The following is a 21,203-nucleotide window of genomic DNA, read 5'->3' on the forward strand; positions in this document are numbered from 1 at the left end:
TCAACCGCCTCCTACAAAATGTACAATCTCGATTCGATCACCTTCTCTTAATGCCGTCGTTTCATGATACTCACGCGTTAAAATATGCTTGTTCAGCTCTACAACTACAGTCTTGACTTGCAAATCAAAAGATTGGAGTAATTTATCCACACGATTCAATCTGTCTTCAATCTCCATCCGTTGACCATTAACGATGATATTCACTGCACCACTCCCTTTCTGTTCAATCGCTCAGGGCTCAGCGCCTCAATTCCGAGTTCTTCTGAGCTTTTGCCAGCGAGCAACTCAGCGATAAGCCTGCCTGTTATCGCACTAAGCAAGATACCGTTGCGGTAATGTCCAAAGGCGGCGAACAACCCGGGAATACTCTTGCAAGCACCTATATAAGGCAGTCCATCGGGAGTTGCCGGCCTTACGCCTGCCCACGCTCGTATAAATTGTGCTTCCTTCATCCCAGGCACCCAGTGGGTAGCCGCTGTTAGCAGCTTCTGAACACCCTGTACAGAAACGTTCAAATCCGTTCTGCCTGGCAGACTGGTTGCCCCAAGCCAAACCTCTCCATTGGCTTTGGGAACAATATAGATATCCTCTGCATACACCGTTCTATCAGGTCTGTACCCTGCATGTTCATCTGAGAACTGAACGGCGGCTATTTCACCTTTTACCGACCACACAGGCAAGCTCAGATTCACATGTCTCATCAACTCTTCACTCTGTAATCCAGCCGCTATAATGACATGTTTGCATTTCATCTCACCGATCGATGTGGTGATCCCCTGCACACCGTGTTCGTTTGCTTGCACACGTATATCCTGTATGTCCTCCATAACCCGTGCTCCCAATGCTTGAGCGGATTCAGCATATGCCTTCGTTAGATGGACAGGAAGAATCTCACTCTCGTAAGGTCTGTAGTAGGCTCCATACGTATCTCTGTTAAGCCATGATGCCTCCTGTTGCACAACGGAACGGTCCCACCACACCTCATCAGCAGAAGCAGACAACGCAGACTTCCGATTGTCCTTATAACTACTTAATTCACTGTATGAACAAAAAGGAGTTAGGAATCCCTGGCGTTGCAGACCAGTCTCTACCTCACTGAGTGTAGCCATTAGCACCTGTTGCTCGATAAGTAACTGCCTGCTCTGCCTGGCGAGCTTAGCCATCAAAGGATGAGCAAAATCCTCACTGTCTGCTGCCAGCATCCCAGCCGCTGCGCAAGAAGTCCCTCCTGCAATCGCCGAACGCTCCAGTAACAGCACATCCTGTCCACGGGAAGCAAGCTCATACGCAATGGCACATCCAACAACGCCTCCGCCTACAATAATCGTTTCTGCATAAATCTTATCCGGTCTATCAGTAATGATCTTTTTCATCCTCTCATCTCCTTGATTCAGCGGCTCAAACTTTCTGTAGCAACGATAGCCTGCCTTAATGATTCAGCGGCCCGATCCGGGGAATCGCTCGCCCATACATTCGAAATCACAGCGACTCCCTGTGCGCCTGCAGAGCGAATAGCGTGAATGTTTCCCGGTTCGATGCCCCCAATCGCCATGACAGGAATGGAGACACCAGAGCACACTTCAGCCAGAGCATATAATCCTCTTGGTTCAAGATCAGGCTTACTGTTGGTTGAGTAGACATGCCCGAAGAAAAGGTAATCGGCTCCCCGTTCTTCAGCGATTTTTGCCTCATCGTTTGAATGAACAGATACACCCAGACGAAGTCGCTGGACATTGCTTATAACAGCAGGGTTGTAGTTACGTATAGCCTCTTGCCCCCAATGTACACCGCCATAGATGTCATTCTGTGGTGGCAGTTCTGAACCATTGATAACGATGCGACAAGACGGAACGCCAACACCACGCAGACTTTCAGCCCAACCGATCTTTTGTTGCCACGAGAGTTGTTTCTCTCGTATATGGATGTAGTCCACCCATGGCCAAACGTCCTTTGCAGCTTTTACAAAAGATGCTTGATTCCCTACACCCGTAGATACAACATGCAGTTCAAATGATCCGTGTACACGTTCATGAGAAATTACCGTACTTTTCATCTCCTTCCATGCGTGAATGCTATGAAAACACAAAAAAGCCACTCCCGTAGGGGAGTGGCTGCGTATTAATTATAGGACCAGATGACTGACTGATACATACAGTTCATTTCGTGCAATAAAGCTATAGACCTTATAGCCATAACGTTATACACGCAACTGCATGTTTCAATTTACTAAGCAAGACGGTTGAATTCTTTCGAATTGCCGTTTGCTCACGTCATTCACTGAAACGCGCTCGCCACTTCCCTACGCTGGTATGATCCAGATCAGGTGCAAAGGGTCCGGAATCGCATTCTTCCATCTCAGCCACATCGTGCGGCCCCCCTAGTGTTCATATGAAGTTGTAGCCTATGTTACCATAGAAGGATTTTTTTGTCACCGTTCATTTCTATTAAGCGTTGCTTGAATTGTCTAGTTTTTCTCAGACCATTCTTCAACATTCCATGTTTTGGTAACCCAACCCTCGTAGAAATCAGGTTCATGAGATACCAGCAACACCGTTCCCTTGAATTCTTGCAAGGCACGCTGTAACTCAGCTTTAGCTGTGACATCCAAATGGTTCGTCGGCTCATCGAATAGAATCCAGTTGCTTTCACGCATCAAAAGTTTGCATAGACGAACCTTGGCTTGCTCTCCACCACTCAGCATGTTAAGCGGACGGGTAATGTGCTCATTTTTCAACCCGCAACGAGCGAGATGACCCCGGACTTCATTTTGGGTCAAATGTGAAAACTCATTCCACACATCCTCAATCGGCGTGATATTCCCAGCACGAACTTCCTGCTCAAAATAGGCCGTTTCGAGATAATCTCCCAAGAAAGTCTTTCCACTGAGTGGAGATATTTTTCCCAGGATGGTTTTCAGCAGTGTTGATTTACCCACACCATTACAACCTACGATGGCAATTTTTTCACCACGTTCAATTGTCATTGTCATTTTAGGCAGCAAAGGATACGTATATCCAATTTCAAAATCAATGCCCTCAAAGACCGTTTTGCTGCTCGCGCGGGCATCCTTGAATTTGAACGTTGGTTTGGCCGCTTCATCTGGACGATCAATACGTTCAATTCTGTCCAGTTGCTTCTCCCGGCTCTTCGCTCGACCAGAAGTTGAAGCACGTGCCTTGTTACGCTGAATGAAATCTTCCTGCTTCTTGATGTACTCTTGCTGCTTCTCGTACGCATCAATATGCTGGGCTTTATTCATATCAGCCATCTCGAGGAACTTGTTATAGTTCGCTGCATATCTCGTTAATTTGGCAAATTCCAAATGATAAATGACATTTACGACTTCATTCATGAATTCCGTGTCATGGGAGATTAAAAGAAACGCATGAGGGTAGTCCTTCAGGTAACGTGACAACCATTCAATGTGTTCTACATCCAGATAGTTGGTCGGCTCATCCAGCAAAAGAGCTGTAGGTTTCTCAAGCAGAAGCTTGGCCAGAAGCACCTTGGTACGTTGTCCACCACTTAGAGCTGCGACATCCCGATCCAGACCAATTGCGGACAAACCAAGTCCATTGGCCATCTCTTCCACTTTTACGTCAATCAGATAAAAGTCGCCCTGTTCCAGTTGTTCCTGAATATCGCCCATCTCTTCCAGCAACTGCTCCAGCTTATCTGGATCTGCATCTGCCATCTGGTCCGTTATATTCATCATTTCTTTTTCTAATTCAAGCAACGGAAGGAATGCATCTTTAAGAACGTCACGAATGGTTTTGCCTGGGGTAAGCTTCGTGTGCTGATCCAGATATCCATAACGGACCTTAGGTGTCCATTCCACTTTTCCACTATCTTTAAGCAATTTACCGGTAAGGATGTTCATTAATGTGGATTTACCCACACCATTGGCACCAACAAGTCCTACGCGCTCTCCGGCAAGTAAACGAAACGATACATTTTTAAATAACGTGCGATCTCCAAAATTGTGACTTACGTTCTCTACTGACAATAAACTCATAAGATGAGGTTGCTCCTATCTATTAGACATTACTTTTGTTATTGTTCCGAAACCCTATTCTAGCACAGGTCCCGTCTTTTCTGAAAGTAATGTAAACAGTTCAGGAACCTCTTACATGATTTTATCATACAGGCTACCCTAACGATTAGAGCATTTATATTCAAAATAGCCTTGTGCAGCTGCTTGTCTTGCGTCTGTAAACACCTCTTCAGCACGGTAACCATTACCACATGTGGAGGGGTAATAGTACTTGATACCCGTTAAAGGATCTACCCCACCTACGATGGCCGTTTTCTTCACAAGTCTGCCTCCACCGATCGCATAATTGTTGATCTTTTGGTCACCCACACCTATACCTTGGATAAAGGCCATAATCCCTGTATCGTTAATGGAGTTGTACCAATCTTCCTGCGCAATCAGGGGCATCGTAAACGTATAGGAAATACCGTTCTTTCTGGCAAACTCATTATGGCGGTTAATCACATCAGCCAGATCATCCTGAACAGCAGTCACAATCCGGCTTTGTCTAACTTGCTCAAATACGCTGGTATTCTGAAGTAAAGGAATCTGTGTGCTTGAGGCCAGTTCTTTTTGGAATCCCTCAATCCATTTCCCTGCGCTTGCGTCAAAGGCATATACGTAGTCGTCCAGTGTAAAGTTAATACTGTTACCATTAGAATCTGAATATGTATAAGGTTTCTTGGGACTCCACACTTGCCTTAAAGAATCTTCACGGTTACCTGTCAACTCTGTTTCTGTGGACAACATATAATAGCCATCATAATCCAGAATAACCACGGCAGGAATGTAATTAAACATGTTTCGAATAGCTGCAGGATCATTCTGAATCCCCATATTCAAAGCCATCGTCTGCGTAAATGTCAACAAGGCAAGCTCTTTGTCCGCTTTAACAAACTTGGTTGAATCATAACCTGCTTCATCATTTTGCTTCTCATTTTGATGCATCACTGCACCTGCATCCATGACTGCAGTTTGAAGTGCAGATCTGTATCGTTGGCCAAGATATTGAGCCTCCTCGGCATCTTGCGTATGGAGTGAGATGATCCAGAAGAGCGGGAAAAAGATCAGCACGAATACAATGGAAAGCTCAGTAATCTTCATTGAGGACCATACCTCCGTATGTTACAAATACTGCTGAAGCCTGAACCGTGCCACTCAACCATTCACGAATGAGCATGGAAGGTGTACGATTTGTATTTTGGAGCGTCACGGTGAAAAAATCCCCTGTCGTCAACGTATATCTTCGGCCAGGATCATCAACCGGTATCACACCTGAGGATGGGAATAGTCTTTCTCGAATCTGAGCTGCATAATATCCATCCTGCACCACTTCATAGGTCCCGTTAAAACTGTTATTGTCCATCGGGTCTATATAGTGAGGTACATATTTCTTATGTAAATGTTCCATCGACACATCATACACATTGCCCGTCTGGGCCAGTTGCTCCTCAAAATCAGCCAACATTCGAGGTGAAATATACCCTTTCGTTCGGACAGCATCAACAAAACGTGTTACATTCTGAACAGCCGTCATACGTGCTATATCATCCTGCCGATCGGCTGTTTCAGCAGCTGGGTACACATAGAGCAGAAGGACTGCGAGCAATACGGCAAGCAGCTTGGATGCGGCATTAATCAATTCACACTCGCCTCCTTCCAAAAAACAATCTTGAGCAGTTCTCCAGTTTCATTTCGTATAAACTCTGGTCTGTAGGTGGCATCGAGCTGGACAGGAATCGTCGCTGTTTTGCTGACAAGTGGATCGATCACATACGAAGTTCCATCTACCTCCACAGGAATGCCTGTGCCTGTCATCTGTCTAACGGTATGCAACACTCCCGCTCCACTATACTGATACAGATTGGTGGTATGCAGTGTTGTTGTCAGCCGACCTTCCATGCCTGCTGTTGTCTGTACTCTGTCGTTCAAGGCCGCTGATAAAATCTTAACATTCTGTTGCCCGTACAGGCAGGCTGTCACAAACAGGACAACCGCCGTACAAAACAACATGAGATGCTGTGTATTCCTTGACATGTTAAACCAACTCCTGTCAGGATTGCTGGAAGATCAGCCCTCTTACCACGTTCGAACGGTCTTTTACGATAATGGCTTTGAATTTACCACTTGGATTGACATATTGATTTTCTTTTTCACTCATGGTCTGGTTAATAATCCCCACTTTATCGTCGGGTGCAATAACCGAGCCGTAGTCCGCATTATTGAGATCCTGTGAAATGTTTAATTGATTGCCGTACCATTGACCCGCTTTATTTTTACCTGTAATAACTTGAATACCGAACTGGTCCTTGTCCGCATATTTACGCAGCGCATTCGTTACCTGTGATCCACTGATGGTTGTTCCGTCATATACCGTAAATGCAGCCTGGGACAACTCGGTTTGGATATCAGCAAAATTGTTCTGGGCCGTCTTGGTTGCCTCCTGAGCCGAAATAAACAACAGAACTACAATTGTGATCAAAGCGATTGTTAAGAATATCCCTGCTGCCACCTTTAAAGCGCTTGATGCATTGTTCATGATAAATCCTCCCAAGTTATAAGTTATTAAACTATTTCAGACTGTCACACAGATGAATTGTGCTACAGTTTCTGAATTTGCTCATAATAAATGCTCATCTGTAAGAAGCTCATACCGACCAATGGAATAACCAGATACAAAAAGATAAGGGCGTACATAGGTGTAAATCCAATGGTTCTCCCCCATGATGCTTTGACATCTATCATTTTGCTGTATTCCTGCTTGCGTTGTTCAAAATAGAATGCCATCATGCTCTCAAGATCATCGAAGGCTTCACGTATTGAGATTTTTCCAAGGGCAAGCTGCAATTTATCAACCAGTCGCTGGAACTCGGGCAAGCCCGCCTCTTCCTTTAATTGTTCAAGTGCAAGCTCTGGTCCATGTTCAAAATGCAACAAACATTTTTGCAGCGGGCGCTTGAAAATGACGGCAAATCGATTAAGCCATTCCAATATCTCTTCAACTGACATACGGTCCATCTCACGCAAAATGGAAATCACTGTCTGGAATTGATAGATTTCATGTCGCATATCCAACCTTCGCATTTTCCGCTGAAATAACATGAGCCATACGGGCATGTAGTACCCCGCTGCACCCATGAGAATGGCTATAATCATTTCCCACCAGCGTACATATTGCTTGTTATACACCTCAAGTTTCTGCATAATGCGCGTGATGGTCTCATTCTGGGTATCATGGTCTAACTGAACTGGAGATAACTGCTGTAACGCTTTGGAGACTTCTTCGTATGTAGCTCCTCGGTTCATTTCTACACTTTCCAGCACGGATTGATCCAACGCTGTTTTTTCCTCAGCTTTCCTGAGATCCGTTTCAGCCATTGCACCAAACATTCGATCATCGCGGATTGGATCATACAAGATGTGGTTACGTTCAACCTGGTGCAACAGCAAGATGCAACCCATTGTAAGGACCAAACAACCTGCGAATAACAACACTCGTCGAATGGCAAGCCATTCGTATTTCAACTCTGAACTGCTCTCCCTCATGAGCCGTATCGTTTGACTGTACTGTGTACTGCCAGGTTTCGCCGCAAACAACATCGCCAATTTCCGTATGAAGATTTGCTTGTACAGAAACTGATCCAACCATGAATGCTTATGCCCTGACCGATAACGGGTCTCATCGTATTGCTGGAGTCTTTGCAGAAGCAAATAAGCAAGGATGATGATCACATAGATCGATATTTTGGTAACAAAACCGATTTTGCTGCGATAAAATTCATCCATCGTTGGGAAACTGACTCTAGCCCAACGTTCGATCGGAGCGGTGAACAATACCGGAACGAGCGCGATGATATTAAGTCCTTTGAGCAGGTAATCCAATTTATCACGCCGCAAAATCTCCAGATGAATCTCCTGAGTCAGGTTACCAAGTCCCTTGAGATAGATGGAGCCTTGTGCTCTGTCCTTATCCCCAAACTCCATAACCATATAGGAAACGCCGGCAAATCCTTTGAGAAAACGGTTAGGAGCCACTTCATAATAACGCTCAAGTGCTTCATTCGGATCTGGAGAAGTTAGAGCTTCGTAGATCAGTCTTACCTGTTCTGCTGCTTCTCCTGTACCTGCTTCAGCGGCTTCATAGAGTGCTTCCTCAACCATGCCATGCTGATGATACCGATGCCTTACATCTGCAAAGAGATCCAACATCTGCACCAGCAACCTTTTCTCCATACGACTAAGGCACATATCCAATACCAGGCTGTTTAGTACCACAGCACAGAGCACGGACAGTATTACAAAAGCGATACCCGGCTGCAGAAGAAACAGAATGACACTTATGCCTCCATAACCTCCAAGAATAATTAGAACCACTGTCATCGTCAGCCTGCGAAGTGAGGGCTCATCCCCAACATGGCGGAATGAAATACGTTTCTGCACCTGTAGAATATAAGCTGATAGCAATGGCACTTTCATTCCAAGACGGTAGGACTGCAACAAGATTGATCCCAATCCTTTGAATCCCTTCCCGCCAGGAGTAAAAATCACGCCGGATTGACTTGTTGAACCACCTCCTCTGTGACGTAACATACTTAAAACCAGAAGTGTAATCAGCAAACCCCCTGCACAAATACTTAATACGAGGAGCAGAATCCATTTAATTGTCATGCTGATCACCCCAGTGTTGCTTCATAAACAGTTCAAATTTCTCTGCATCCTGTAATGTCATCTGGTCTCGCATATCCACCATGCTTCCAGAGGAGATTGGAGCTGTTGCAACATACGCTCCATCTCTGTACTCCACAACATTATGAAATGTAAAACCTGCCCTCTCTTCCACGCTATCACCTTGATTCGCACGAGGAAGACACTCCGTAATTCGTTCGATATATCTTCGTCCCTCAGCATCTTTCTTCATATGAACATCGAAGTTGATTACACTCACAACCTGCTCCTCAGCAATATGCTCATGCTGGAACATACCTGTCTTGAGCAAGGAATTACGGAGGGAGAAGACCAGATCACGAAACGTTTTGGCATGGTGGGTAAACAGGGTGAACAGACTGGCAACCTGAGACATTTGAATCATCCATGCGGCCACCTCATCACTCGCAACCTCACCGAGAATATTGACGGTACCATCCGTTTTTTTCTGCAAATCAAGCCCTTGTTGACCTGAAATGTGTTCGGTCTCTCGGAAACTCAAAATATTACGTCGGCTATAGATCCGTCTTAATTGAAGTTCAAACGCCATCTCCTGCACCCGAAGGGTGTACGATGCATAGATGTGTTTGACCATAGCCATAAGCAACGTCGTTTTACCAGAACCCTGTGCACCGGTTACAGCTGTAATCCGGCTTCCTTTCATCAGGTATTGAAGCAATGTAATTGGCAGATTTGCGTTGTTACCCGTAATCAACTGTTCAAGTGAGGCATTCGGAATATCGAACTTCCGGACGAAGAACGCCCATGATTCTGCAAAAGGAGGACGAACCACAACGACACGAGAGCCGTCTTTCATCTCATTCACTTTGTATCCACTTGCTTCCGACAACTGTCCGGGATAATTGTATTTGTATATATTCTGGCATACCCTTTTCAGTTCACGAATACTGCCGAAGGACAGAAAGGATAGATGAATGGACTTACCTTTATAGAAAATCCAGACACTTTCCATGCCGCTAAGCGGTTCTTCATGTGCATCATCCTCCAGTCCCTGATCCAGCAAATCATTCCATGATGCCGGTTTTCGAAGTCCCATATTATGAACAGCATCAAGCATACCGCTAACACCACCACTAACCCCGTCAATACGTTGGTCTCTTATCTCATCAACAACCGAGAACCCTTTATAATGCTGATAGATACGTTGAACGATGATATCCGTCTTTTCTCTGAATCCAAGCTCTCGATATTCACACTCGAACACATACTGAATATCCTCCTCAGAGATATAATAACTTCCTCCATCGTCCGTACCTTCCTCCATTTTCAGTCTGCCAAGATCGTAGGTATCAATCATTCGGGAGAGTGCATCTACACCGAATTGCTGTCGGTACAGATAAAACACAATTTCGAATCGGTCCTGGATCGTCAACAAATCTGGTTCTGCAAACAAAATAACTTCATCTACATTTGATTTGTTCAGCCCTATGCTTCGGGTCAGGAGATCCCCTATCAGATTTTTGACATACGTTTTGTCGCTGATACTGCCTGAGACACAGCCCTTCAGTGCTTTTCTCATCTCGGCACGCTGATTAATTCTTCGACGATATTCTTCTTCATGCAGACCCGCATCCGCGAGCTGACTATGACTAAGCTCATGAAGTGAGTTCTTCACCTTCTCAATCAACATGTCAATCGTGAATGATTCCTGTTCAGGAACACGAGCACTCTTTGCACGAAGAAACGTTCTATACTTGAACCAGATATAAGTCAGGCACAGAATCAAAATCAAACTTATCCATATGGTATTCCAGAGCATCGGAGGTTCAGGCTCCCCTTTCCAGCCTCTTCAGAACTGTGCGCATACCTGCACCGTCCATAATCAGGCGAGCGAGTTCGCTCATGCTTGCAGCAAAACTCCCTTTACGAATATCCTTATCCTCAGTCAAACTTTCCAACTGCAAGTATCTAGCGACATCTCGCCGATTCATTGCATCCAGGTATCCGGTTGTGTACGGTATCGCAGATATCGTGCCTTTATATCTGAACTGGCGCCGAATATTGGAAAGCGTTGCACGGGAATGCAAATCGTATTTGTTAATGACAACATGTATATTCTTATTGTTCATTCGTTCTGGCAGGATCTCTTCAAAGAACAACTCCAGATTTCGCATATTTTGATCGAGATTAATTACAACATAGTCCGCCAGCTGCAGCTTGAGCTGTGAATCAACACCAGCATGATCTGCATCCAGAAGAACCAGATCATAATACTCGTTAGCTACATTTAGCAGCTTTTTCACTGTCTCACCATGTTCCTGCGGGGAACGTTCCATCTCATCAATTCTTCCGGTTAGGAAATCAAGTCTTTCCTTCAGAAGTGGCTTGGTATAATCCCTGAGATTGTGCTTATTCAGACTGCCGCTCGAATGCAGCCGTTCAATCGCATCCCAGCCACCCTCTTCAAAGGAGAACATAAAATCCGCTGATTCCGTATCTTTGGATGGTAGAGCAGCTTCTGTGCCAGTTCCTGCAAGGCCTGCATTAACAAGTAACACTCTTGTCCTATAGTGAAGTGCCATCGCATAAGCACTAATTAATGTGCTCGAAGTGCAACCTGTTCCTGCAAAAGGACTCCAAAAGGTAATGGTGCTCATGCTCTCATCCTCTCTGCTTCTTTCATCGCACGGCGACTGCGAACACTTTCCCAACCTGTTAACTGCTCGACCACGCGACACAACGATTTTTTGTAATTTCGTGACAAAGGTCCAAGATGAACTCGGCGATGATGCTCATTCTCAAGCTTAACTGCAGCTGTTAATTCATCCCACGGAAGCACTAAGGATTCTCCAGTCCACACAAACGGACTGCCCTCCAGATACGCCCACAGATAACGAGCTTCAAGCTTGCAGTCAACCCCGTTAATTAAGAGCCGCTGAAATGACAGCTCACCAGGCAATGACTGTTCTTCAAGCAACCGCTTCAACCAGCCCTTGCCACGTTCCAGATTGTAACGCTCATAATCACTCACCCAGACTCTTACATCAGCGGTTAGCCAGAGATTACGTGATGCAAAATGCGAGGTCTCCATGTCATATAACACATAGTCATAACTATCCAATCGCTCGCCATTTACTTCAAGATGATTCTCTACTGCTGCTGAAGTAACAAAATGACAAGCGATATCAAATCCTTCAAATTCCGTAATTCGCAAAGACTGCTGACTGTCACCTACACCGTACCCATACTTCTGCTGTAAGGTTCCATCTACGAGCAAAACCTTGTTGCCTGTCGAAGCCAGTATCTTGCAAAGATATAACATCAGATCATTCTTCTCACATAAACCCGCAAAGATCCATGTATGCATAGATGTTACAACTCCTTTCTTTTTCTTAAACTCCCTGTTATCTGAATTACTCTAAATTAAACCTCGGATTTCGCTCTATTCTCCACCCGTTAGCAAGCTCTGTTGTTCTGTTTGTGAAGCATCAGCAGGATCATTTACGCTTCCAGAATTAGCTCCTGCTCCGTTTCCTGAACCATCATTCCACATCACTCCATCCGAGGTTGCCGGATTATTTGATGATGGACGACTGTTATATGTAACTGAGGATTGTGCCACATCCTGTTCAACCCCTTTTGACGGTGCTGTCATGGAGGCGGCCAGTGAACTTTCAAGCGAACTTCGCACCTGTCTGGATAACTCCTGCTCGGCTCGTCGAACAATATTCGGATCACTCTCCAGCAGTTTTAACACTTCTGAATTGGCAGGATACGTCGCGATTGCAGGTGTCTGAAACTGTGGTTCTACATAGGTTAAGGCATAGATTGAAGCTTTATGTAAATAGGCATCTACAATTGCACTTGAGAGTGACAGAATTTCTTCCTCCGTCATCGTAATCCATAAGGTAGCTGCATTGAGTCGTTCCACTTTTTTCTTCGATAAGAGAACATAGTCTTGTCCGGTAGGGAATTGAATACGAACATCAATAATATCTCCCTTAACAAGTGAGGACGGCAGTAATACAACTTGCAGCTCTCGATTTCTTAAATCGGGAGGAGCCGGTACATCCTCATACACCATCTCGGTGGTAATGGCTGTTCCTTTTTTCAACTCTATTTTGGCCACTTGGCCTTCCATCTGCTTAGTACTGGACCAGAGATTTCGCGGTGCTTGTGCATCCGGAACAGCAATGAGCTTCAGATCCTCCGGTAATATCGGTTCACCTGCTTCAATATCCCGAATCGTAACCCATCCTTGTGCTCCCGAATCCCATTGTTGCTTTAATTCAGCTTCCTTTTCCTCATATGCCGATAAATAACGGGCTTCTACAGCTGACCTGACATCCCCCATCGTTTTGACATTGTAAATAACATATCCTCCGAACACCAACCCTACAGCTCCTGCTCCGATAAGTCCGGCATAGATCAGTTGACGGCTTTGTTTTCTTAATTTAGACAAAAGAGGCTCTCCTTTCGTAATCTTCTAATCATGTACTTTCCTTCTTGAAAAGAATGAACGTTTCTTGGGCTGCTGTGCCATCATATGCATTAAAATATGTGAAAACACTTTATCCATCTGTGCGTCCTTGTCAAAAGGATCAATATGTAACGGCAGACCATATACACTCGATGTATCCAGAGCTTTACGAATGCGCTGAACTGCTTCACTTGCTGCCAGGGGCAGACAATAGATCCATTTCTCTCGTGGATACCGATGATGTGATCGAATAAAGGCGCCAATCTCGGCCTGTCTCCATTCGGCACCTGAGCCTATAACAATGGGAAGATCTGCACGCAGGAATTCTTCCAGCCGGTTCTGGTCCTGACCACTACCGAGATCCATCACGATGAACTGATAACTCCCCCCAAGCAAAGACAAAATATCCGCTCGCCCGGATTGTTTCCAATAATGCACACCATCCACTGCAAACTGTCTGCCTGCTGGCACCGGTTTACCCGCTTGAGCGATTTGTTGAATCCTTGCAAAAGATTGAGAGCGAGGTGACATTTCAATCACAGCTACTTTGAAGTTTTGCCTTTCGAGATAATGACTGATAGCTATAGCCGTGTGGGTAACCCCTACACCAGATGAAGCACCAGTCAAGGCAATAACTCTTGTTCCGCCATTCAAGGTCATCGTTGTATCTCCACCAGACGTTGTTCCACCGGGTATTCGGAGCAATTCCTTCCGCACCTCATCGGCAGATTGGAATCGCTCTTCGGCATTATACCTTAACAGTCTTCTCGCCACAGGGATGTATGTCCGCGGAACATCACTTCGGATAGAGCTTTCCACACCCTGAATCCATTCCGTATACGCACCACTTGTCATAAGATACAGGAGCAATGCTCCGAGTCCATAAAGATCTGAACGCGCATCGGTCTGACCCGCGCCATACTGTTCTGGAGCGGCAAAACCAGCGGTTCCCAACTTAACGGTATCTTCAGCACTTTGCGGTTTGTAACTTCTGGCGATACCAAAATCAATTAATCTTACTTCATGTTCCGGCGTGATCATGATGTTTGAAGGTTTCAGATCCCTATAGATCACAGGTGGATTCAGATTATGCAAATAACTCAACACATCGAGCAATTGAAGTACAAGCTCCGTCAACTGCTCCATCGGGATCTTCCCACGACACTGCTTGAAATACTCACTGAGCGTTAACCCGTCGATGTATTCCATCACCAAGTATGTGTACCCATCTTCATCCGGGACAAAAAAATCAACAATTTGCGGCAATCTTGGATGGCGAAGTGATGTCAGAAGAGCGGCCTCCGTCTCCATACTGCCTTCATATGGCATAGCCGTTACGCTTTCTTTAATTGCCCATATCTTGCCCGGCAACTTCAGATCCTCCGCCTCGTATACATGGCTCATTCCGCCTGTACCCAGAATGGATACGATACGATATCTACCTCCCAGCAGGCTTCCGCGTTCCAGCCTGGCCGGATGTCTCATATCAATTCCTCCTTCAATACACAACAAAAAAGGGAAAGCTTCACCGAAGAAGAACAGACCGGATATCCGGTTTCGTTCACTTCGGGATGCTTTCCCTCAGGTTTGTTATGGTTAATATTGGTATCATTATAGTACAGGCATGAATAGATTGTAAAGCACAAAATTTAATGAGCTTAATCAAATCAATTTCATAATACCTTAAGCTGCTTTAATCAAGGCTAGATCTCTTAATATTTGACCATATAGAGTGTAATCTCTTCCCGGTTGTGAAACAGCTGCTTGGAACGTTGAATTTGCATACGCGAACGCTCAAACGTATCGATGACATCTTTAATCATTGCCAACGGTTTTTTATGCAATAACTTCACGGTAACAATCGCTGTTCCTCCGGGTTGCAGGCTATATAGAAGATCCGATACAAGTCGGCTCATCAGCTTCGGACTCCAACTCATATCACATACGAGCAGATCGAATTCTGCTTCACGGAAACGAACATCCCCTGCATTTTTTTTCAAGAAAGTCAGTTTTGGCGATGCCAGCAACGTCGCATCCATCTTCGCCGGATCTACCGCCGTGACTTCAAGCCCGCGTTCGAGCAGGAACGAGGTCCATCCACCTGGTGCTGCACCGATATCTAGTGCTTTATGAAATGAAGTAAAGTCAATGCCAAACGTTTGCTCGGCTTCAAGCAATTTGAATTTGGCCCGCGAGATCTGCCCATCTTCTTTTTGAAAACGTACGGCTCCCCCGCTCCAGTCTGACAGGTTCTGTTCAGGTCTGGATATGCCAGCATACAACATATCATTCGTTGCAAATACAGAAATGACATATTCAGCATCACGTACAACCCATTCACAGCCTAGCTCATCCAGCTTTTCAGTCAGCAGTTGCTTCAATGAGGCTGCATTTTCTTGCCAAAAGGCCCCTTCTGTCTTCCGTACCTGTAGCACGACAGAGGCACCGTTCAATTCCTTATGATTCAACACAAATGCAATCAATTTCTCAATAGACTGCTCCGAATCTTCTGTATTCTCCTGAAACTGAACAGGTTGAATATGACGTAAAAACGTTGGATACTCTGCCCACAGCTTATCTGCAACTTCTTCCTCCGCTACAGGCAGACCCGCAAGCAATATTTCTCCTGGTACGAGTACCGTGCTCTTCACCGCACCAAACGTACGGCGTAATTCTTCCTGTGCATAAGGGGCGAAGCCATGATTGGCTGTGCAGATAAAACGGGAGAAGTTGCCTTCTTCCCAAGACGATTGTGTACTCAAATTGTGTTACCCTCCAGAACGTACGCGTATCCACGGACGACCGTCATCCCACTGGATATCGACCGGAACATCGTACGTATGCTTAATTGTATCTTGTGTCAAAACTTCATGTTTGGGGCCAGCTGCCGCAATACGTCCATCGCGGATCAAGGCCACATGTGTGAATAAAGGTACGATTTCTTCAACATGATGTGTTACATACACAACTGTAATGTTACGCTGGCGCAGACGATCAATCTCAGCCAGCATTTTCTCACGTTCATATAAATCTAGTCCGGCACAAGGCTCGTCCATAATCAGCAATTTTGGCTCAGCCATCAATGAACGAGCAAGCATGACTTTTTTGCGTTCTCCTTGGGATAACATTCCCAGCGAGTTGTTGGCAAGGTTGGCAAAACCCATATCATCCAGCAAACTCATTGCCTTTGCTTTTACTTCATCAGGAATCGTCTGATAAAAACGCAAAAAAGCATAGGCTCCTGTAGCGACGACTTCCCATACCGGATCTCTGGGTGTGAGTTTCTCAATCAACGTTTGGCTGATATAACCGATTTCCTTACGTACTTCCCTGACGTCACATTGTCCATACAGATTACCGAGCACTTCAATGCGCCCCTGGCTTGGAAACATATATCCGTTCATCATTTCCAGTAATGTTGTTTTGCCAGAACCATTCCGGCCCAAAATAACCCAATGTTCGCCTTGTTCGATGCGCAAATGTACGTCATCCAAAATCTGATTCTCTTCTCGTCTAAGTGAGACATGTTCCATCGAAATTATACTCATTTCAACACCGCCTTCCGGATCTCCGAGAGCAGATGCTCTACAGAGCTCATCCGATAAACCATTTTTGGAACATCTTGCTGACCGTCAAACAGCATGACTGCTGGTACGCTTGAAATTTTAAATTGTTGTACAAGTTCAGGAATGTCATGAATGTTCATTTCGAATAAAATACCTTCTGGCAGCATGTGCTCTACTACCTCCAACATACGGCGGGCTGCCGCACATGTCCCACATAAAGGGGTATATATAAATACAGCCTGTGGCATGCCTTCCCATACACTGCGCATTAACATTTTGGATGTAATTGGCTTCATTAACTTTCTTCTCCCGCGGCAACACGCAGCATGACCTCACCCGTCATTGGCCCATTATGAATGGTTACCGAATCCGGTTTATTGCTATATAACATCTCGTACATCTGGCGTTTCCCAAACATACTGGACGTATGCAAATAGATCTCACGCGGAAATAAACCTTCTCGTACAATGGATGCCGCGACCTCACCGCCATTAGGCGAGTCCGGACCAAGCTCATAATCCAGAGACAAAATGTCCACGTCACCTTCTCTTAGCAGCATCAGGCACTCTTCTGCATTCGTTGCCAGAACAAATCCTTTCGGACATGCCCGATAGTCATCCAAAAAAACATGCATACAATCGCTCCTCTCCCCATTATAACCAGGAACGCATGAGCGCTATATCATCACGGTGCGTTCCATCTTCGCCCGTTTCTGTCTCGAGCACAACAACCGCATTTTGGAACTCAGGCGCCTTTAACAAGGTTTTCATTGATTCATTTCCGATATATCCCTGTCCGATCCTCGCATGTCTATCCTTACAGGAACCAGACGCATATTTGGAATCATTAAAATGTACAGCAGCAACATTATCCCAATATCCGAGCATCCTGCCCTTTTCGAGCATCGCCGCTTCGTTGCCTGACGACCACAAACCTGAAGCAAAAGCATGGCATGTGTCAAAACAAAAAGCAATATGCTCGGGATATCGGCTTAATTTGCGAATCTGTATCATTTCTTCCATTGTCGTGCCCATCGGGCCATGATCACCTGCCTGATTCTCAATCAGTACCTTTGAATGTCCATTCCAATTCTCCAAGGCGGTATCCAGACAATGAATGAGGTTCTGATAACCCTCCAGCGGATTGTTTGTTTTGATATGTCCAAAATGGACCACCGTCCCGACAGAACCACAAGCATTCGAAATTTCAAGATCATTGCGAATAGAAGCTATTGTAGCATGAAACCCCGCCTCTCCACGGGTCATGCCTAATGCCGGATTCGTGGGATAGGGTGAATGTGCAATCGAAGCCAGTCCCTGCTGTTCACACCAATCCCTGCACTGCTCAGCATCCTTGAGATCCAGACTTTTCAGACCAAGACTACGCGGGTTCTTCGGAAAATACTGAAACGCCGTTGCCCCCATCTCATACGCTCTCTTGGCAGCCTGAAGAAATCCGCCTCTGGTGCTGACATGTGCCCCGATTCCGGTTTTAGGCCTCATGCTGGCATTTCGGACAGAAGAATGCCTTCTTGCCCGTAATTTCCACTCGTTCAATCGTTCCCCCGCAGCGCGGACAAGTCTCGCCTTCCCGATCGTATACGCGACATTGCTCGTCAAAACTTCCTGTCTTCGTATCCCCTTGCATCAGCGGCATTTCCATATAACCGCCCTCAGAAGCTGCTTCACGCAACACCGACTGCATCGAATGGAACAAACGCTCCGTCAGCTCAGGTGAAGCCGCGATATTCTGCGTTTTGGAGCTTGGTCTCAGACCAGCAGCAAAAGCAATCTCATCCGAATAACAGTTGCCAATCCCTGCAATGATATGCTGGTTTACCAATGTTGTCTTGAGCGTACCCCGCCGACCTTTCAAAAGAGAAGCAAAACGTTCCACATTCATCCGTCGATCCAAGGGTTCAGGTCCAAGATCGGACATCGCCTCTTCGGTTTCTTTCGAACTAAGCAGATGTAAATAACCCAAGCGTAGTCCGATAAAGAATAAAATATGATCGCCAAACTGAATTTCCACTTGTGTGGAACGATCAGGACGTTCTTCTTCCGTGCCCCAGAAAATCATACCGCCCAACATGAGGTGCAGCACCAGACGTTTGCCATTAGCCAAGTGGAAAATCAGATGCTTCGCTCGGCGTTCAACAAATATGATGCGATTACCTGTAAGTTCATTGATAAACAGATCAGGCTCCGTATTTATCGTTCTATCGCGGTTAATTACCACACCTGTAATCAGTAGATCAAGTATTTTCTCGGACAGCAAGGTCCGGTAATTTTCCATTTCCGGTAGTTCCGGCATCGTACATTACCCCTTTTTGGAAGCTTGGTCTGCCTCTTGCGACAGCCACTCCATCAATTTATGCAAATCTTCAAACACATGATCAGGTCGAGCCTTCGCTGCTTGAATGTGTCCATCCATATTATCCCGTGTTGTCACACCGGTAAGTACCAACAGCGTCTCACACCCTGCTGCCACTCCAGCTGCAATATCGGTTCGCATATTATCTCCGATCACTGCCACTTCATGAGACGCCAGGTTTAGCCGGCTAATGGCTGACTTCATTATAACACTCGATGGCTTGCCAATAACGGTAGGATGAACTCCGGTTGCTGCTTCAATTGCTGCTCCAATAGTTCCCGCCCCAGGTGTCAGTCCATCATCGGAAGGAAGCTGCAGATCCGGGTTGGTCATGATGAATTTTGATCCCGCATTAATCCACCTTAGCGCCTTGGTCAGTTTATGATAGGAAAATTCACGATCAATCCCCTGTATGACGTAATCTGGTGCATCTTCCGTCAGCTGTAGTCCTGCTTCTTCTATGGCTTGCAGCAGTCCTGCTTCTCCAATACATGCCACTTTTGCACCCGGGGACTCTTCAGCAACATATTCAGCAGCCGCCACAGCAGAAGTACATACTTGAGACGCGTCGGCAGGTATGCCCATCCCGTTCAGATGATCTGCCACACCTTGTGGTGTACGGGAAGAATTATTTGTTACGAATAAATACGGCTTTCCTAGCTCTTGCAGTGTTCGAATAAGCTGATCGGCTCCTTCGATACGATGTCTGCCATGATAGAGCGTACCATCCAAGTCAATCAGATAGGCCTTAATCACACACAGCACTTCCTTTCTTCATTCCATTAACGTTTCATGTCCTTAATCATTTACCTCGAACTTGACCGCGAACCTATGTATTCAGGCAAAAAATAATGGCTTGCTGGCATATGCACGCAACAAGTCGAACCGGATCGAACACCGACGGTTTAACTCGCGCGTCTTCTGTACAAGCTTGTCATTTCCTGCGCTTTCCCGGAAAATAATTTGAATCATTTCCCTCTTCATATTGCCCATCCTACACGCTTTCTGACCAGATTGCAAAAGGGACCGCGGGAGTTCCTCTCCCTCAGTCCCGTGCAATTACCCGGATCTTTATATGACGTGTTTAGCCGTGCACTGGTTCGCAATCAGGGTTAAGATTCTTGCTTGCGATGCACAACAGGAATAAGCTGGTGTTCGTTTGCAAGTCTGGTATTCGGGAATACGGACTGCGCCTCTTCCAAAAGTGGCTGAAGTTGATCCTCATCCTTATAGCGTGAACTGAAGTGAGTCATGATTAGTTGCCCTACATTGGCTGCTCTAGCCGCTTCTGCCGCTTGCTTAGAAGTACTATGATAGTACTCATGCGCTGTATCGGCCAGATCATGCATGAATGTAGCTTCATGTACAAGTACATCTGCATTGATGGAAAGTGGCTGTACGTTGTCACATGGACGTGTATCACCCAATATGGTGATCACCATACCTCGTTTTGGCGCTCCCAATACATCTTCTGGACGAAGCGAATCACCGTTATCCAGCGTAATGGTTTCTCCACGTTTCAGGCGGCCGAACAATGGGCCTGGTTTCAGACCATATTCCGCCAGTTTGGCTGGATCCAGGCTTCCTGGACGATCTTTTTCGGTAATCCGGTATCCATAACTGTCAATCCGATGCTCAAGCAAAGCAGCTTCCACGATAAAACTGTCATCCTCGAACAGGACGCCGCCCGTATGTTCCACGATATTCAAATCATAGTTAACCCGGGATTGGCTCAGCTCCATTGTTGTACTGATCATTCGTTCCGTACCTGGCGGACCATATACGGTTAATGGTGTGGTGCCACCTTGATAGGCTCTGCTCGAAAGCAGTCCTGGAAGTCCAAATACATGATCACCATGCAGATGTGTAATGAATATTTTCTCCAATTTGCTCAGTTTAAGCGGAGAACTTAAAATCTGGTGCTGCGTCCCTTCCCCGCAGTCAAACAACCACAAAGCTCTGCGCTCATCCAACATGCGTAGCCCAATGGAAGTTACATTCCGTTGAAGCGTAGGTACACCAGCATTAGTTCCCAGGAAATATAGTTCCATTCTGGATCGCACCTCTTTCTGTTGCCAGCAAAAAA

The 21,203-nt window shown here is 45.8% G+C and carries 22 protein-coding genes and 1 riboswitch; all 22 genes read right to left on the reverse strand.

Annotated features, from left to right (window positions below; translation table 11 throughout):
- The 22 genes from thiS to rnz all read right to left on the reverse strand — a co-directional run bounded on the left by thiS (position 1) and on the right by rnz (position 21,168).
- Positions 1-204 (reverse strand): sulfur carrier protein ThiS, encoded by a 204-nt coding sequence (gene thiS, locus NSQ20_RS18900; protein WP_036613636.1) that lies wholly within the window; start codon positions 202-204, stop codon positions 1-3.
- A complete protein-coding gene (gene thiO / locus NSQ20_RS18905) occupies positions 201-1,373 on the reverse strand; it encodes a glycine oxidase ThiO (RefSeq protein ID WP_340030582.1) in 1,173 nt (390 codons plus the stop codon). Before thiO ends, thiS begins: the two co-directional genes overlap by 4 nt.
- 17 nt (positions 1,374-1,390) lie before the next feature.
- Positions 1,391-2,053 (reverse strand): thiamine phosphate synthase, encoded by a 663-nt coding sequence (locus NSQ20_RS18910; RefSeq protein ID WP_340030583.1) that lies wholly within the window; start codon positions 2,051-2,053, stop codon positions 1,391-1,393.
- Positions 2,054-2,279: 226 nt separating this feature from the next.
- A riboswitch (TPP riboswitch) is annotated at positions 2,280-2,389 on the reverse strand.
- Between the two features lie 75 nt (positions 2,390-2,464).
- Entirely contained in the window at positions 2,465-4,015 is a 1,551-nt protein-coding gene (locus tag NSQ20_RS18915; protein ID WP_036613631.1) for an ABC-F family ATP-binding cassette domain-containing protein, read from the reverse strand.
- 138 nt (positions 4,016-4,153) lie between these two features.
- Entirely contained in the window at positions 4,154-5,137 is a 984-nt protein-coding gene (locus NSQ20_RS18920; RefSeq protein WP_339193727.1) for a hypothetical protein, read from the reverse strand.
- On the reverse strand, positions 5,124-5,675 hold the full coding sequence (locus NSQ20_RS18925) for a hypothetical protein (RefSeq protein WP_338706303.1): 552 nt from the start codon (positions 5,673-5,675) through the stop codon (positions 5,124-5,126). The genes NSQ20_RS18920 and NSQ20_RS18925 overlap by 14 nt, the downstream gene beginning before the upstream one ends.
- Complete coding sequence (locus NSQ20_RS18930) at positions 5,672-6,070, reverse strand: hypothetical protein (RefSeq protein WP_339282956.1); 399 nt, start codon at positions 6,068-6,070, stop codon at positions 5,672-5,674. The genes NSQ20_RS18925 and NSQ20_RS18930 overlap by 4 nt, the downstream gene beginning before the upstream one ends.
- A gap of 16 nt (positions 6,071-6,086) precedes the next feature.
- The gene (locus NSQ20_RS18935) at positions 6,087-6,572 is read right to left on the reverse strand and encodes a hypothetical protein (protein ID WP_036673846.1); all 486 of its coding nucleotides are present in this window, start codon (positions 6,570-6,572) and stop codon (positions 6,087-6,089) included.
- Between the two features lie 62 nt (positions 6,573-6,634).
- Positions 6,635-8,701, reverse strand: a complete 2,067-nt coding sequence (locus tag NSQ20_RS18940) for a hypothetical protein (protein WP_340030585.1) — start codon at positions 8,699-8,701, stop codon at positions 6,635-6,637.
- On the reverse strand, positions 8,691-10,517 hold the full coding sequence (locus NSQ20_RS18945) for an ATPase, T2SS/T4P/T4SS family (protein ID WP_340030586.1): 1,827 nt from the start codon (positions 10,515-10,517) through the stop codon (positions 8,691-8,693). Before NSQ20_RS18945 ends, NSQ20_RS18940 begins: the two co-directional genes overlap by 11 nt.
- Before the next feature lie 7 nt (positions 10,518-10,524).
- A complete protein-coding gene (locus tag NSQ20_RS18950) occupies positions 10,525-11,355 on the reverse strand; it encodes a hypothetical protein (protein ID WP_340030587.1) in 831 nt (276 codons plus the stop codon).
- Entirely contained in the window at positions 11,352-12,065 is a 714-nt protein-coding gene (locus tag NSQ20_RS18955) for a hypothetical protein (RefSeq protein ID WP_017688052.1), read from the reverse strand. Before NSQ20_RS18955 ends, NSQ20_RS18950 begins: the two co-directional genes overlap by 4 nt.
- 75 nt (positions 12,066-12,140) lie before the next feature.
- Positions 12,141-13,160: an SAF domain-containing protein gene (locus NSQ20_RS18960; RefSeq protein WP_076250215.1), complete on the reverse strand. Its 1,020-nt coding sequence runs from the start codon at positions 13,158-13,160 to the stop codon at positions 12,141-12,143.
- Between the two features lie 24 nt (positions 13,161-13,184).
- Entirely contained in the window at positions 13,185-14,663 is a 1,479-nt protein-coding gene (locus NSQ20_RS18965; RefSeq protein WP_340030588.1) for a serine/threonine protein kinase, read from the reverse strand.
- Between the two features lie 227 nt (positions 14,664-14,890).
- Positions 14,891-15,940 carry an SAM-dependent methyltransferase gene (locus tag NSQ20_RS18970; RefSeq protein ID WP_340030589.1) on the reverse strand — a complete coding sequence of 350 codons (1,050 nt, stop codon included), beginning with the start codon at positions 15,938-15,940 and terminating at the stop codon, positions 14,891-14,893.
- Between the two features lie 6 nt (positions 15,941-15,946).
- Complete coding sequence (locus NSQ20_RS18975; RefSeq protein ID WP_340033043.1) at positions 15,947-16,720, reverse strand: ATP-binding cassette domain-containing protein; 774 nt, start codon at positions 16,718-16,720, stop codon at positions 15,947-15,949.
- A 2-nt stretch (positions 16,721-16,722) separates the two neighbouring features.
- Complete coding sequence (locus NSQ20_RS18980) at positions 16,723-17,040, reverse strand: thioredoxin family protein (protein WP_017688047.1); 318 nt, start codon at positions 17,038-17,040, stop codon at positions 16,723-16,725.
- Entirely contained in the window at positions 17,040-17,378 is a 339-nt protein-coding gene (locus tag NSQ20_RS18985) for a cyclic-phosphate processing receiver domain-containing protein (RefSeq protein WP_017688046.1), read from the reverse strand. Before NSQ20_RS18985 ends, NSQ20_RS18980 begins: the two co-directional genes overlap by 1 nt.
- 19 nt (positions 17,379-17,397) lie before the next feature.
- Entirely contained in the window at positions 17,398-18,246 is an 849-nt protein-coding gene (locus NSQ20_RS18990; protein ID WP_340033044.1) for a deoxyribonuclease IV, read from the reverse strand.
- Entirely contained in the window at positions 18,236-19,057 is an 822-nt protein-coding gene (locus NSQ20_RS18995; protein ID WP_340030590.1) for a DNA-formamidopyrimidine glycosylase family protein, read from the reverse strand. The genes NSQ20_RS18990 and NSQ20_RS18995 overlap by 11 nt, the downstream gene beginning before the upstream one ends.
- 6 nt (positions 19,058-19,063) lie before the next feature.
- Positions 19,064-19,873: a TIGR01457 family HAD-type hydrolase gene (locus NSQ20_RS19000; RefSeq protein WP_076317609.1), complete on the reverse strand. Its 810-nt coding sequence runs from the start codon at positions 19,871-19,873 to the stop codon at positions 19,064-19,066.
- Between the two features lie 356 nt (positions 19,874-20,229).
- Positions 20,230-21,168 (reverse strand): ribonuclease Z, encoded by a 939-nt coding sequence (gene rnz / locus NSQ20_RS19005; RefSeq protein WP_017688042.1) that lies wholly within the window; start codon positions 21,166-21,168, stop codon positions 20,230-20,232.
- Between the last annotated feature and the right edge of the window lie 35 nt (positions 21,169-21,203).

The sequence above is a fragment of the Paenibacillus sp. FSL K6-1122 genome (genome assembly GCF_037977015.1).
Classification (GTDB): domain Bacteria; phylum Bacillota; class Bacilli; order Paenibacillales; family Paenibacillaceae; genus Paenibacillus; species Paenibacillus amylolyticus.

Bases quoted from the DNA above. Each gene is read 5' to 3' on its own strand.
- NSQ20_RS18985 (WP_017688046.1), bottom strand. From the start codon at position 17,378: ATGCATGTTTTTTTGGATGACTATCGGGCATGTCCGAAAGGATTTGTT.
- NSQ20_RS18910 (WP_340030583.1), bottom strand. From the start codon at position 2,053: ATGAAAAGTACGGTAATTTCTCATGAACGTGTACACGGATCATTTGAA.
- NSQ20_RS18990 (WP_340033044.1), bottom strand. From the start codon at position 18,246: ATGAGGCCTAAAACCGGAATCGGGGCACATGTCAGCACCAGAGGCGGA.
- thiO (WP_340030582.1), bottom strand. From the start codon at position 1,373: ATGAAAAAGATCATTACTGATAGACCGGATAAGATTTATGCAGAAACG.
- NSQ20_RS18965 (WP_340030588.1), bottom strand. From the start codon at position 14,663: ATGAGACATCCGGCCAGGCTGGAACGCGGAAGCCTGCTGGGAGGTAGA.
- NSQ20_RS18935 (WP_036673846.1), bottom strand. From the start codon at position 6,572: ATGAACAATGCATCAAGCGCTTTAAAGGTGGCAGCAGGGATATTCTTA.
- NSQ20_RS18940 (WP_340030585.1), bottom strand. From the start codon at position 8,701: ATGACAATTAAATGGATTCTGCTCCTCGTATTAAGTATTTGTGCAGGG.
- NSQ20_RS18995 (WP_340030590.1), bottom strand. From the start codon at position 19,057: ATGCCGGAACTACCGGAAATGGAAAATTACCGGACCTTGCTGTCCGAG.
- NSQ20_RS18955 (WP_017688052.1), bottom strand. From the start codon at position 12,065: ATGCATACATGGATCTTTGCGGGTTTATGTGAGAAGAATGATCTGATG.
- NSQ20_RS18945 (WP_340030586.1), bottom strand. From the start codon at position 10,517: ATGCTCTGGAATACCATATGGATAAGTTTGATTTTGATTCTGTGCCTG.
- NSQ20_RS18915 (WP_036613631.1), bottom strand. From the start codon at position 4,015: ATGAGTTTATTGTCAGTAGAGAACGTAAGTCACAATTTTGGAGATCGC.
- NSQ20_RS18980 (WP_017688047.1), bottom strand. From the start codon at position 17,040: ATGAAGCCAATTACATCCAAAATGTTAATGCGCAGTGTATGGGAAGGC.
- NSQ20_RS18930 (WP_339282956.1), bottom strand. From the start codon at position 6,070: ATGTCAAGGAATACACAGCATCTCATGTTGTTTTGTACGGCGGTTGTC.
- NSQ20_RS18920 (WP_339193727.1), bottom strand. From the start codon at position 5,137: ATGAAGATTACTGAGCTTTCCATTGTATTCGTGCTGATCTTTTTCCCG.
- rnz (WP_017688042.1), bottom strand. From the start codon at position 21,168: ATGGAACTATATTTCCTGGGAACTAATGCTGGTGTACCTACGCTTCAA.
- NSQ20_RS18950 (WP_340030587.1), bottom strand. From the start codon at position 11,355: ATGAGCACCATTACCTTTTGGAGTCCTTTTGCAGGAACAGGTTGCACT.